The 13,481-nt window shown below is 48.9% G+C and carries 13 protein-coding genes; 9 read left to right on the top strand and 4 right to left on the bottom strand.

Translation table 11 applies throughout. The features are described 5' to 3' along the window. Window positions 1–120 precede the first annotated feature (120 nt). The 5 genes from T3H97_RS20700 to T3H97_RS20680 all read left to right on the top strand — a co-directional run bounded on the left by T3H97_RS20700 (window position 121) and on the right by T3H97_RS20680 (window position 4,903). Window positions 121–579: a chemotaxis protein CheX gene (locus T3H97_RS20700; protein ID WP_061830098.1), complete on the top strand. Its 459-nt coding sequence runs from the start codon at window positions 121–123 to the stop codon at window positions 577–579. 39 nt (window positions 580–618) lie between these two features. After that, window positions 619–1,398 (top strand): SDR family NAD(P)-dependent oxidoreductase, encoded by a 780-nt coding sequence (locus T3H97_RS20695; RefSeq protein WP_318628014.1) that lies wholly within the window; start codon window positions 619–621, stop codon window positions 1,396–1,398. Between the two features lie 122 nt (window positions 1,399–1,520). Continuing rightward, entirely contained in the window at window positions 1,521–2,912 is a 1,392-nt protein-coding gene (locus T3H97_RS20690; protein ID WP_328800757.1) for a DEAD/DEAH box helicase, read from the top strand. A gap of 18 nt (window positions 2,913–2,930) precedes the next feature. Continuing rightward, window positions 2,931–3,677, top strand: coding sequence for an ABC transporter ATP-binding protein (locus T3H97_RS20685; protein ID WP_013311782.1), 747 nt, complete (start codon window positions 2,931–2,933; stop codon window positions 3,675–3,677). Between the two features lie 2 nt (window positions 3,678–3,679). Further along, a complete protein-coding gene (locus tag T3H97_RS20680; RefSeq protein ID WP_328800756.1) occupies window positions 3,680–4,903 on the top strand; it encodes an ABC transporter permease in 1,224 nt (407 codons plus the stop codon). Between the two features lie 116 nt (window positions 4,904–5,019). Here the strand turns inward: T3H97_RS20680 and T3H97_RS20675 are convergent, their stop codons facing one another. Next, the gene (locus tag T3H97_RS20675; protein ID WP_023990126.1) at window positions 5,020–5,136 is read right to left on the bottom strand and encodes a hypothetical protein; all 117 of its coding nucleotides are present in this window, start codon (window positions 5,134–5,136) and stop codon (window positions 5,020–5,022) included. 86 nt (window positions 5,137–5,222) lie between these two features. Here T3H97_RS20675 and T3H97_RS20670 point away from each other — a divergent pair, with 86 nt between their 5' ends. Then, window positions 5,223–6,620 (top strand): HAMP domain-containing sensor histidine kinase, encoded by a 1,398-nt coding sequence (locus tag T3H97_RS20670; protein ID WP_328802860.1) that lies wholly within the window; start codon window positions 5,223–5,225, stop codon window positions 6,618–6,620. 101 nt (window positions 6,621–6,721) lie between these two features. Here the strand turns inward: T3H97_RS20670 and T3H97_RS20665 are convergent, their stop codons facing one another. Then, a complete protein-coding gene (locus T3H97_RS20665) occupies window positions 6,722–8,020 on the bottom strand; it encodes an aminotransferase class I/II-fold pyridoxal phosphate-dependent enzyme (RefSeq protein ID WP_328800755.1) in 1,299 nt (432 codons plus the stop codon). Between the two features lie 178 nt (window positions 8,021–8,198). Here T3H97_RS20665 and T3H97_RS20660 point away from each other — a divergent pair, with 178 nt between their 5' ends. Next, window positions 8,199–8,984, top strand: a complete 786-nt coding sequence (locus tag T3H97_RS20660) for a helix-turn-helix domain-containing protein (RefSeq protein WP_274482565.1) — start codon at window positions 8,199–8,201, stop codon at window positions 8,982–8,984. Window positions 8,985–9,170: 186 nt separating this feature from the next. Here the strand turns inward: T3H97_RS20660 and asd are convergent, their stop codons facing one another. Both asd and T3H97_RS20650 read right to left on the bottom strand, forming a co-directional pair. Further along, window positions 9,171–9,968: an archaetidylserine decarboxylase gene (gene asd, locus T3H97_RS20655; RefSeq protein ID WP_328800754.1), complete on the bottom strand. Its 798-nt coding sequence runs from the start codon at window positions 9,966–9,968 to the stop codon at window positions 9,171–9,173. 88 nt (window positions 9,969–10,056) lie between these two features. After that, window positions 10,057–11,184, bottom strand: a complete 1,128-nt coding sequence (locus tag T3H97_RS20650; RefSeq protein ID WP_328800753.1) for a YheC/YheD family endospore coat-associated protein — start codon at window positions 11,182–11,184, stop codon at window positions 10,057–10,059. A 205-nt stretch (window positions 11,185–11,389) separates the two neighbouring features. On the opposite strand from T3H97_RS20650, the gene T3H97_RS20645 reads away from it, so the two are divergent. Together T3H97_RS20645 and T3H97_RS20640 are read left to right on the top strand one after the other, a co-directional pair. After that, the gene (locus tag T3H97_RS20645) at window positions 11,390–12,553 is read left to right on the top strand and encodes a glycosyltransferase family 4 protein (RefSeq protein ID WP_328800752.1); all 1,164 of its coding nucleotides are present in this window, start codon (window positions 11,390–11,392) and stop codon (window positions 12,551–12,553) included. A 113-nt stretch (window positions 12,554–12,666) separates the two neighbouring features. Beyond that, a complete protein-coding gene (locus T3H97_RS20640; RefSeq protein WP_328800751.1) occupies window positions 12,667–13,446 on the top strand; it encodes a WIAG-tail domain in 780 nt (259 codons plus the stop codon). Window positions 13,447–13,481: the final 35 nt, after the last annotated feature.

The raw sequence follows: 13,481 nt of genomic DNA, 5'->3' as shown, positions 1-13,481 counted from the left end.
TATAGATAGCATTTTATTGAGGGTCGTTTCGTTTTACAGTAATATTTAATTAAAAAATTCTAATTTAAATGGGACTTTTGTTGTATGTCTAAAAGCCCATCGTAAAGGGGCGCTTTGATCGTGAAGGCAGAAGTGATAAATCCTTTTTTGGAGTCGGCGCGACGGGTCATTGAACAATTGATCCAAGTATCTCCTTCACCCGGAAATCTTGGTGTGAAAAATGTCGAGCTGGTGGACGACCACATCTGGATTATGATCGGGATGACCGGACAGCTTAGCGGAAATATTGTGTTCGGCCTGAATGAACAGGTGGCGCTACGTATGGTATCAGCGATGATGGGCGGATTTGTGTTGACTGAAATTGATGAGATGGGAAAAAGCGCAATTTCAGAATTGGGAAATATGATTAGTGGTAATGCCAGTACGATTTTGTCCAGTCAGGGAATTGTCGTGGATATTACACCTCCGCAGGTCATGAAATCAGAAAACCTGACCACTTTTGTGCCTCAGCGTGCCCTTTATATTCCGCTCACGGTGGAAGGAATCGGTGAGCTGGATATTCAGGTGATGATCTCTTAATATTAAAGGAGCAAGTTTCTTTAATGTGGAGGAATGACCGTGAGTATACTACAGGACAAGATAGTTGTGATTACAGGTGCATCTAGTGGAATTGGCGCCCTTTGCGCTCAGTTGTTAAGCGAAAAGGGCGCGATTCCTATTTTAACAGCACGCTCGCAGGAGCGACTGAAGCAAGTATCTGCGGGAATCAGCGGCAGACATGAGCTTATCCAACTGGACGTCACCCGCCAGGAGCAGGTAGAGGCTGTTGCTGCACGAGTATTGGAACAGTACGGACGGGTCGATATATTGCTTAACAATGCGGGCTACGGAAAGTTTGAGTATTTTAATGAAACCGACCTGACGGAGTTTGAACAAATGATGGACGTGAACTACATGGGTGTTGTTCGCTGCATCAAGGCGTTTCTGCCGCAAATGACAGAGCGGGGCCATGGACAGATTGTCAATGTAGCATCAATGGCCGGGAAAATCGGGACAGCCAAATCGTCTTCTTACACGGCGACGAAGCATGCGTTGCTCGGTTTCAGCAATGCGCTCCGGCAAGAGCTACGCGGGAGTGGAGTGACTGTAACGACGATTAACCCCGGGCCGATCGACACACCGTTTTTTGAACTGGCAGATCCTTCAGGAGGATATGTTCGAAATGTAAGCTGGTTTATGCTACAACCAGATAAGGTAGCACGGCATATCGTAAGAGCGATGGAGCTTCGCAAGGAGGAGGTTAATCTGCCACGGTGGGTATCTCCTTTTCTCAAGCTTTATCAGTTAGCTCCCAGACTGACCGACAGGCTGGGTCATGGTGTGATGAATAAGAAATAAAAGATGTCCCGTAAGCCATTAGCTATGGTGAGGGACATCTTTTATTTTTGTGATTTGGTAACAGGGCTATTTTCGCATATAATGGAGAGTAACGAATTTACGTATAGGGGTTGGACCTTTTCATGACATTGAATTTTGAAACGCTCGGCGTTGAACAAGATCTGTTGGACAAACTGACTGAGCATGAAATTACACAGCCTTCGCCAGTTCAGGCAGAGGCTATACCGGAAATAATGAAGGGAAAGCATGTATTGGCGCGCTCACAAACTGGCACAGGCAAGACACTGGCTTATTTGTTGCCACTGTTACAAGCGATTGATCCACAGAAAAAGGCTACGCAAAAGCTGATACTGGCTCCAAGCCAGGAACTGGCCATGCAAATTGTACGTGAGGGTCAGCGCTACGGAGAGCATCGCGGAATCCGTGTACTCGGTCTGATTGGTGGGGCGGCTATCAAACGTCAAATCGAAAAGCTCAAGGATCATCCACAGCTTGTCGTGGGCACACCAGGACGTGTACGGGAACTCATCGCTTCGAAAAAGTTGAAAATGCACAATATTACAGCCATCGTCATCGATGAGGTGGATCAGATGTTCCAGCTCGGCGGAGCAGGCGATGTAACCAACATATTGGGCACCGCCCAACGTGATCGTCAATTGGTATTCCTATCCGCAACGCTGAACGATGAGATTCAGTCGCTAGCGAAACGGGAGATGCGTGAATACGTAGAAATTGGGATTGATCCCGACCAGAAGACGGCCAGTGGACTGGAACACTATTACTTTGTATCTGAAGAACGGGATAAGGTGGATATGCTACGCCGTCTGGTGCGTCATTTTAATCCGAGAAAAGCGCTGGTGTTCGTGAATACGACCAATGCCATCGGGGAGATTGAAGCCAAGCTCAAGCATATGGGGCTGACTACGGCGTCCTTGTATGGAGATGCGGATAAAGTCACGCGTAGCAACGTGTTGGCCAAATTCCGCGAGGACAAGCTCAAAGTACTTGTCGCTTCGGATGTGGCAGCTCGTGGTCTGGATATTGAGGGACTTGAAATGGTCATTCATTTCGACCCGGCTACGGATAGTCAAGCTTATGTTCACCGTGCAGGACGGACAGGACGGATGGGACGCAAAGGATTAGTGGCATCGGTTGTCACCGACCGTGAAACGTTCATCATGCGCAAGTTCTCCCGTGAACTGGGCATTGACATCGCAGAGCGTGCGTTGCACGGAGGTCGAGTAGTTGTGCCGCGTCCGGCGGATGCCAAGCGTGCACCTGTAAGACCCTCGGAGACTAGATCCTTATCTAACGGAGCATCGGCAGAGGATCGTAAGGCACCTGTTCGTACCGAAAACGGACGTCCTGGCAGGAATTCAGCGAACGGTTCAGCTCCAGGCAAGAGCAAAGGAGCAGCCTTGTCCAAAGCAGGAAAAGCACAGCGCGAGCGTGATCGCAAAAACAAGGGTGCACCAAGATGGCTGAAGGAAAAAGGATCAAAACCGAACGAGTAAGGGAGAAGAGGGGGAGCCATGGAACAACAGCCTGTGTTGCAAATTAACGGACTGACCGGCGGATATAGCGCCAAGCGCCCGGTGCTGCATCAGATTTCGCTGGATGTGAAACCGGGCGAAATGGTAGGACTGATCGGTCTAAACGGGGCCGGTAAAAGTACGACCATGAAGCATATTTTGGGTCTGATGACACCGCAGGCCGGAGAAATTCGTGTGCAGGGGCATAAGCAGGATGAGAATCCCGAGGAGTACCAGGGAGCCATTGCTTTTGTACCTGAATCTCCAGAGCTGTATCCTGAAATGACGGTGATGGAGCATATGGAATTCACGGCCAGAGCGTACGGAGTGAGCGAAGCAGATTTCCGCACGCGCAGTGATCAAATGCTAGACTTGTTTCGTATGCGGGATAAAAGTGGGAGTATGTCGATGCACCTGTCTAAAGGGATGCGCCAGAAAGTGATGATTATGTGCGCATTTTTAGCGGGACCGCCGTTGTATGTCATAGATGAGCCCTTTTTGGGTTTGGACCCGTTGGGTATTCGTTCCCTGCTTGACTTTATGTTAGAGATGAAGCGTTCGGGCTCGTCCATTCTGCTCAGTTCTCATATTTTGTCCACGATTGAAAATTATTGTGATCGTTTCATTGTACTTCATCAGGGTGCCATCATTGCACAGGGTACGCTGGACGAAGTGACAGCACAGGCGGGTAAGCCGGGCATGCCGCTGGAAGATGCATTTTATGAGCTGGTACAGGGCAGGGAATGAGCATGGATTTGCAACGTTTGCATAAAGAAAGACGTGGAGCGTTCTGGGGACAGGTATTGCCCTATCTGGGCTATGTCATTCAGAGCGGTCTGGCGGTGGTCTTCGGCTTTGCGCTGATTGCCTTTGCCGCATGGTACACGTCGCTACTGATGCATACTCCACCGGATTTGCCCATCCGCTGGATCATGCTTATTGTGGCTATTCCGATTGCTCATGCGAGCTTTCGTACGTATTTAAACGCAGCGGATATTGTTTTCCTCCGTCCACAGGAGCACGCGATGTACCAATATTTTAAGGCCAGCCGGATTCGGGGTGTGGTGTATAAAATATTCGGTTTGCTATTGCTGTCTATTATCGTGTGGCCGCTGTATATTCGCAGTGATGCGGCGCCTAAGCCGTTGCTACTGACCCTGCTACTGTTTGTGCTGTTAAAGCTGCTATTCAGCTACGGCGGCTGGCAAGAGCTTCGCATGGTATCGATTGGCGGAAGTGTAGGCTATCGTCTGCTTCGGTGGGTGTTGGCTGTGCTGATGGTAGCCGCATGGCTATGGCAGCCTCCACTACACAGCGTGCCATTTATCATATTGGTCGGTGTGGTGTACGTGCTTGTTCTGCGTTTTCCGGTCAAGCTGCTAGTGGCTTGGGAAAAGCTGATTCGTACAGAGGGTATGCAGGCTGCTCGGGTGATGCGCACTTTGGGCTGGTTTGTCGATGTGCCCGCCCTTACGCAGAGAGTGACGCCACGTCGTTGGCTGTCCTGGTTGGGAGGTAACATACCTTGGAACAGAAGGGGAGCGTATCGTTACCTGCTGTTTAAGACATTCCTGCGTACAGAGCCAGCAGGTATTGTCATTCGGCTTGGAATTCTGGGGTTGTTAATTATATATATCACCCATGCTAGCTGGATTGGGATTGCAGTATATTTATTTTTTATATTCCTCATTGGTGTACAGGTTACTTCACTAAGGCAGTATCACAAAGATTCGTTGTGGCTTCAGTTATATCCGATTCCTGCGCATAGTCGTCGTGCGTCTTTTCTCGACTTTGTTGTTCGGTTGACGTTGCCAGCTGCTGTGGTTCTGTGGCTTCCTTTTCTGGCAAAAGGAACGGAAGATCTACTGTCTACACTGCTCACGCTGCTTGGGGGAGTTGCAGTAGTGTTCCTGTTACGAGGCACTCAAGCCAAAAAATGGCGTTTGGACGGTCAGGATGAGGAAGAAGTGTAATTTGTATCTATGTGAATAAAGTAAAGGCTAATTCGCAAGCAGCAAGAGCTGCCTGCAATTAGCCTTTTTTTGTACGCTCACTGCTATCGTAGCCGTGGGTGCAGATATTCGTCTGCTTATATAAAGATCGTTTTGCTGATGATAACTAATAAAATGAACAGTACCAGAATGGTTCCTGTGCTTGTGAATGCGCCGTAACCACCGTAACCGCCTCTTGTTTCTTCTGCTCCCATGCTCATTCTCCTCTCGGTCATTGTGATAAAGGATACATCGTATCTTATGAATTGGATTTTCAGATTGCGTGGGCCAATGCTCAGGTATGTTGCCGAATCGCCTTATATTTTTCATCAGATGTAGGGGAGGAAAAAGGAAAAGACACGTATTATCGAGAATAGAAGAAGTACGTAGTCATTATCACTTGGAAAGTGGGAAAGACGAGATGCTGGTAGATAAGCTGCTCGTGAACATATTTCTTGTGTTTGTACCGTTATTAGTATATAGTGCTTTGTCAGATCATCGGCATAGGAAACATACCCCGTTGCTTATGGGAGGGGTGCTGGGTGTGTCTTCTGTGCTTTGCCTTATGTTTTCGTACATTTGGTATGGATTATATTGGGATCTCCGATATGTTCCTTTGATCCTCTCCGTTTTATATTTTGGTCCTAAGGCAGGGCTTCTGAATATAACGCTGATAGTGATGGCTCGTATGTATATAGATCCTGAGTCTATGGTGGTGAGCTTTCCCAGCATGATGTTGTGTTATTTGGGCCCTCTCTTGGTGAGAAAAAAGTTTATGCAGCTCAATAGTATGTTGCTTCGGGTGGGCATGAATATGCTAATGAGTATATGGACCAATATTGCCATGCTTATATTTTTGTTAATACATTCCTGGGCCAATGGCAGGCTGGATAAGGATGAGGTCGAGCTGATCCGGGCAATACTCTGGTTCGGTGTGATTCAATTCCTAAGCATTGGAGCCTCCTCTTTCTGGATGGAGTTTAGTTTGGAACGGGAAGAAATGAGAAGAAAGATTAAATATGCTGAGCATCTGAATACCTTAGGTGAACTGGCTGCCTCTATGGCTCATGAAGTACGGAACCCGTTGACCGTGGTTAAAGGGTTTCTGCAAATGGTTCAGTCAGGGCTAGAAGGGAAAAATCGCAGATATATTGCTTTGGCACTAGCGGAGGTCGATCGGGCTGAAAGAATTATTAGCGACTATCTGAACTTATCCAGACCGCAGATTGGGAACACAGAGCTGATGGATCTGTCTGGCATGGTTCAACAGATTGTTTTGCTTTTGAAACCGATGGCGACCAAGCAAGGCGTAAGACTGTATACTGAGCTAAGGAATGAAATATACGTACATATGGATCGTAATCAGCTGTTACAGGCGTTAATACATGTGACGAAAAATGCGATCGAAGCTGCGGATGATGGAGGCAGGGTATACATAAAGCTGGCGATTCAGGAAGAGAAGGCATGTCTGCATATTAGGGATACGGGAAAAGGCATGAGTCAGGAGCATCTGGAGCGAGTGGGTACTTTGTTTTTTTCAACCAAAGAGGTAGGAACGGGACTGGGAACGGTCGTCTCCTTTCGAATCATTGAAGCGATGAACGGAAGTATACACTATGAGAGTGAGCCCGGAGTTGGAACCGAGGTAGTCATCCTGCTGCCACTCGCACAAGAATCAAAGCTCGCTGCTGAAGGATAGTTTGTTGCGAAGTGTGACTTACAATGGTTCAGCCCATTAAAAAGCGGTATGCCGCAATATCCGGCATACCGCTAATGATGCTATATTTAATCTGTTACATATTAGGCGTTCAACAAATCTTGTGCGCCACGGTAAACAATGTCATACAGGTCTTCCAGATACTCTTCCTCGATACATGAGAATGCGATTCGGAGATCATATTCACCCAGCGCAATCGTTCCTACCCCATATTGTTCCAGCAAATGTGTGCGCAGTCGTTCAGCGGACAAGCCGTTCAGCTTAAGGCACATAAAATAACCCGAATTGAAAGGATAGTAGCTCCATACATCTCCGTATTTTCCACTATCGAGCAACGCTTTGACTTTATTAGCCCGTCCCTTCATAATTTGGAACTTTTCTTTCTTCTGTTGTTCAAAGTCCGTTGACTTGAGAGCATCCAGGACGAAGGTTTGAGATGGGTGAGGACCGCTCGAAATCGTTGCCCGAATAATCCCTAATGTTTTTTGTTCCAGTGCGCTCAGCACATCCTGATGTTCCGAAGCAAAGGTAATAAATCCGACACGGAAGCCCCAAACGAATTCTTCTTTGGTAGCTCCGTCAATTTTGACTGGTAGAATTCTCGGATGAAGTCCAGCTAACTGACCGAATAGTGATTCATGCAGGGAGTCCTCGAAGAACAGGCCAAAATAAGCGTCATCCGTCACCACTACGACATTGATGCCTGCTTCAGCGGCTTCCTGAATGGCAGCAACAATCGCTTTACCCTCTTCCACTCCCGGTGTGTAGCCCGTCGGGTTATTCGGGAAGTTCAGTACAACAATCGCTTTACCATATTCTTTCTGTGCCAGTAGCGCCTCGCGTAATCCTTCACTATTAAAACGTTGATCCTCTGTGAACAACGGGAAATTCACCAAACGTCCATGACGGCGAATACCGAAAGTCAGCTCATAGTTTTCCCAGTTTTTGTCTGGGTAAATGACAGCGTCCCCTTCATCCGTGAACAGGTCAGCAACGATGCTCAAACCGTGGGTCAGCGCGTTCGTAACTACGGGAAGGCCATAACTTTTTCCAGCCAATGAAGGGTTTTCTTTCAGCATTTTGTCACGCCATACACTACGAAGTTCAGGTTTGCCTGCAGGGGGAGCGTAAGGGTATAAATCCTTCGGATTGTAAGCGGACAGCTTCTCCTGAATGACCTCCAAATGCATAGGACCATTGCCCTCCGTAGCAATGCCAATCGTAGCATTGTACTTTTTAGCAAGCTTCCCTGCCTCTGCGGATTGACTCAAAATTCCTTCTTTTGGGAAAAAAATTTCTCTCCCTAAAAGAGAAAGCATTTGATATACATGCTCGTTGCCTGTCTGAATGTTTTGGTTTAACTGCGCTGCCAGTGGATTCATTCCCGTTTCATCCTTCCAAGTCATTTTGATTACATATTATAGCATTACACACGGTAAGCGTCACGCAAAAGCATCTGGAACATAAAAGCGCATTTTTTGCTTAATGACGGCGCTGAGCTTATATTATAAATTAACGGGACAGAGGACAACCAAAGATGAACAAAAGGAGGTGCAGATTTTGCTGGATACATCTGCGTCATCGTTTATCCTGTTGTCGGCCTTCGCCAAAATTGTGTGCGAGCCGGGCTGGAAGTGGCAGGTACGCGAGAAGCCGATGCCAAACTATGATTTATTTTATGTATGGAGCGGAGAAGGAACAGTGGTCTTAAACGGGACATCGTATCCGGTGAGCAAGGGGAGTTGTTTCCTGTTCAAGCCGGGGGATGATACCCGTGCTACACATAACCCGCAAAAGCCGCTCATACTTACCTATATTCATTTTGATCTTATCGAACAACCAAAGCTAATCCCTGCAAGCTACCGTATGCTGGAGGAAAGGTTCGAGGTAGAGCATATGCTTGCCAGATACGTTCGACTACGCCTGGAGCGTGCTTACGGAGCTGACGAGGAAGGCAAGCTGATCCTGAAACAACTTATGATTCATCTGCTGCGTGCGGACCGCAAGGAGCCTCAGGAACAACAGGCGAGTAACCAGCTTACCGAGGTCATTCGGGAAACGGCCAACTACGTGCGTCAGCATCCGGGACTTCCTCATCGCGTCGAGGATTTGGCTGCACGGGCGGGGCTGTCACCGCGTTATTTTTCGATTAAATTCAAGGAGCTGCTGGGTGTTTCCGCGCAATCTCATATTATCAGCATGCGGATTGAGCGTGCACAGCATCTATTACTACATGCCGGAATGAATGTGACCGAGGTGGCAGAGGCTTTGGGATACCGTGACATCTTTTTTTTCAGCCGCCAATTCAAGCAGTACACGGGGAAGAGTCCGTCTGAAATCCGGTAATGCTATGGATGGTGGACAAGCTGTTTCGGATTTAGGCGTAATGGGATTAACAGATAACAAATACAAAGGATAAATTCCAAAAAAGGACCCGGGCAGTTACGCCGGGTCCTTTTTATATGAGCAATTTAACATCATCCGATCCCAATGCTCATATGTGTAGCTATAATCCTGTTATGCTAAATTCACTTATGCTTTGGGATCATGTCGAAAGCAACCCAGACGTTGCCCCATTTTCACCGCATCCCCCAGTTTCAATGCGGGGTCTGGCTCAAACGTGCCGTTTTCAGTTAGCAAAACGACAGTTGATCCAAATTCGAAATAGGCGAGATCGTCTCCTTTTGTCCATGAGACGGCCTTATCATCCGTATATTTGATGCTACTCACATTCATTGCGCCAACCTTGACGACCGCCACCTCACCATATTCATGGGCAATGTACGTAATCTGTCGTTCATTGCGGCTAAGAACTGCTCGCATATGTTGCAAGCCGAAGTCATTCACTGGGTATACCTTGCCGCGCAGATGCTCTTTCTCTACCAGCTTACCGGATACTGGTGCATGAATGCGATGATAATCCGTCGGGCTGAGATAGAGCACAAAAGCATAGCCGTGTGTATATTTTTCAAGACGCGGAGAGCGGTTAAGAAGCTCTTCCAGCGTATAGTCCTGCCCTTTGACATTCAAAAGAGTGCCGGACGTAATTGGGCCTGTGAAAGTAATCCGTGCATCCACCGGACTGGTCATCACCTCGGCGTTCGTATCAATCGGGCGCATGCCCGCTTTTAATTTGCGTGTAAAATAGGCGTTTAGGGAACGGTATTCCTTCCATTCCTGTTCCGCCTCATGCGTCTGGATCTGGTACGTACGTATAAAGGTGGGGATAAAAAGTCGGCTTGCACCGCTTTGCGCGAAGGAGCCTACAATCCGGCACACCCACTTGCGCGATGATAGCTCCGTCATGAGCCGCAGCCACTGTTTTGCCATTACAGATCCCCCTTGTTCATTTCCGAGCCGTCTTGGCCGGAACCTGTCCGGCCGCTCTGAACTATATTGACACAGAATGTGACGTAAATCAATACAGTGGACGGCCTGGTGAACGTTCGGTGTCTGACGAAGGCACCCGTTCGAGAAGCCAACGAGCGTAAGCCATCGGCTGAGAGTATGTTTCTTTCCAGACATTGTGCATGCCCGCCTGGCTGAAGCCATAGCGCTGGTCACGACCGTTGCATTCGATAAAAACAATCTTGCCTTCATGGGTAATTCCCAGATCCAGACCGACGTCGGCGAGACGGGGAAGGTTTTGTGCCAGTCGGTGCACGATTTGTAATGAGAGTCGCTCCAGTTCATTCATCAGCCGGACTGCGTTCGGAGTCTGAACCGTCTCTGTTTGTGATAACACTTCCAGTAAGGAACGGGCTGTACCGCCCTGTGCCACATTGGAGACGAAGGTGTGGGAAGGAGCAATTTTAGCATACATGCCTGTCACACCCCAGATACCACCATATCCGCGCTGAACCGACACACGGACATCAAACGGACGATTGTTATACAAAGAAAGTGGTATGGTTTCCTGTACGATATGAGGCACCTGCAGCAGTCGCTTGTGCAGAAATAATGGAAGTTCTCCGACATTCAAACGTAGGGTGGACCAACGCTCAGGTATAGCCGGATGAGCGCACTGCAAAGTCCAGCCTCCGCGGGAATGTCGCAGACGCATAATTCCTCTACCCACGCTACCACTACTGGGTTTAATGACAACATCTCCGGTTTCTTCCATTAAGGTATGGATGGAGGAAAGGTTGCCTTGCAAGGTTTTGGGGAGGTGGATGTGTAGCAAAGGGTCTTCCTGCAGAATTGCATGTATATGGTCTTTGTGGAAACGGTTTTGTTCATTAAAAATATAGTATCCCTTTTGTACAAGCTTGTTGATATCTCTAGCATTTTCATTTTGCCGATAGAGAGTCCGATTGTGGATGACCGGCGGCAACGGAAGAATTATCTGCCGATACTCGTTGCCGTGTTTAACAAAAGCCCGGCATGTTCCGGTCGCTATATGAATATCCTCCAGACGAAGAAAGCAGGGGATGAGCTCATAGCTTAACCCGGCGTCCTCGTAATTGGCGATAGATTCATATCGCGTCCTCATGGCGGGAATGCCCCGGTAGGTTGCCGGGTTGAGCATGACGCCGACATGCAACATGAGTATGTCCGCCCTCCTTGTAGTCACTCCAACTGATCATACTGTGATTCTAGTCCATCATATGTATCAAAGATCGGCCAGGCATGGACGCTCGCCTTGCGGTAAGCCCAAAGTTAGAAGCGAGGCACATTTCAGCGAGGCAGACGATATGATACAAGATGAGTGTTGAAGAGTGTTGGAATAAGGTCAGAAAGTAGGTGAGGTGATGCAGAGGCCGAAGGTAGCAGTCGTTACACCGGGCTCCTTTGTTATACCTTCGCCCCGCAGCAGTTCTGTGGAGCGGGTAATTGCCCGCATGGTACCGCTGGCTAGTCATGAGCTTCAAGCGCAGATCTATGGCATAAAGGGAGCAGAGGCACCGGATCATGGCGATGTCGACGGAATTCCCTGCATGCGTTATAAGCGGGGAGCAGGCTATATTTCTGAGGTGATTGCTGATTTAAAGAGATGGTTACCAGCGGTAGTAGATGTACACAACCGCCCGGCAGTTGCGTATGCCATTCGCGAGGCTTTGCCCGATAGCCGAATTGTGCTGACTTTGCATTCGACCACGTTCATCCGAGAGCCCCACCTCAAACGGGAGGACATGGGTAGGCTGCTGGCCTCGATGGATCGCATTATCGTGAATAGTGCGTATTTAGGGGCAATCGTAGCTTCTGACTGTCCCGACGCGGTCAGGGAACGCATCGTCATAAACAAGCTGGGTATCCATCCCGGCGATTTCCTGCCAAGGTGGACTCCAGCAGCAGAAGCGGCCAGATCGGCGCGATTAGACGATTTCGGCTGGTCAGGCCGCCAAATCGTGTTATTCGCGGGCAGACTGATGCCAGGGAAGGGCGTTCACCGGCTGCTCAAGGCCCTGCGGCATGTCGTCCGCGCCTGCCCGGACGTACTGCTGCTCATTGCAGGTAGTGCCTATTACGGGCATGACCGCCTCACGCCGTACACGGCGTCGTTGCATCGGCAGATGCGTAAACTAAGGTTGGGAAAGCATGTGCAATTCCTGGACTATGTTCCGCATCCAGCATTGGCCTCGCTATATCAGCTAGCCGATGTGACCGTTGTTCCTTCAGTCAAGGATGAGGCCTTCGGGCTGGTCAATCTGGAAGCCATGGCGGCAGGAGTGCCTGTGGTCGCTTCACGAATCGGCGGTATTCCAGAGGTTGTACAACACGGCGAGACAGGCTGGCTTGTGTATCCGTCTCACGGTGAGCAGGAAATGGCCGATGCCATCATCAGGCTGCTCCAGCAACCTGGCTTGCGACGACGGATGGGAGAAGCCGGACTTGGCGAGGTACGGAGACGATTTTTATGGCAGCACTCAGCACAACGCTGGGCACAAATCATAACGGACTGCGTAACGGAGTGACGTAGGCGCTGTTACGCGCATAGGCTATCTTATAGGCATTAGCCATGATTCCCAGCCGGGTGAATGAAGCGGAGCGACCGCTGGTTCACTCCTGTGCCAAAGGAGCGGTCATCATGAACCATCGTACGAACCATAGCCCTAAGGATAAAAGAACAGCACGGCGTAACCTTTCCCATGCGGTTCCCTCCCCCCGTGTTAACAAGGAGAAAGCGGCTTCGACTTCCGGCAGTCATAGACCGAACCAACGCGGGACGGCAACGGTACCTGCCCCTGTAGAGAAGGATACCTCGGTTCAAGCTGTAGAGGAAGCGGCATGGAAGAAGCATAAGCTTCCAAAAACGCTAGAGGAAGCGATGCAGATGAATCGAGCATCTGTACTGCTGTTGTCTGTGCCTGAGTCAGATACGGAATGCAGGATGGATAACGATAAACCGTCTATTACGACGGAAGATCAGGCAGAGCAAGATTCATTACTGGATTGTTCCATAACCAGTATTCACATTGCGGAAGGAAGACACCGCCCAAAGCAGCGCGTGGTCTTGCCTGAGCAAGATATCGATCTAGCTTTCGATACGGAGAAAGAATTAGACTTGAATGCCATTCGCGACGGATCAGCGACCAGTGACGAGGCTTCTGACGATCATATAGCTTCACCTCAATATGGGAGCATTTCTTTTCACCTCCCCGCACAAGCGGATAGGGGTGAAGTGAGCGTTGTATTTGAGAAACCTTTTGTAGGTACACAGTATGTAATCACAGCCAATGCCAGTATACCGGGAGTGATGGTATCCGTCACACAACGTCAGAGGTATTCAGCAGTACTTACTGTGGAACGCATACACTCAGGTCCGCTATGTGAAGGGTTGGTCCTTTGGATTGCGATGGGGCAATAATAAGAAGCCGGAAATATAATTGCCCATAATCAACT

This window comes from Paenibacillus sp. LX16, from assembly GCF_036252815.1.
GTDB classification, from domain to species: domain Bacteria; phylum Bacillota; class Bacilli; order Paenibacillales; family Paenibacillaceae; genus Paenibacillus; species Paenibacillus polymyxa_B.
Note: the sequence above shows the minus strand (reverse complement) of the source record. Positions and strands in the feature narration are given on the sequence as shown.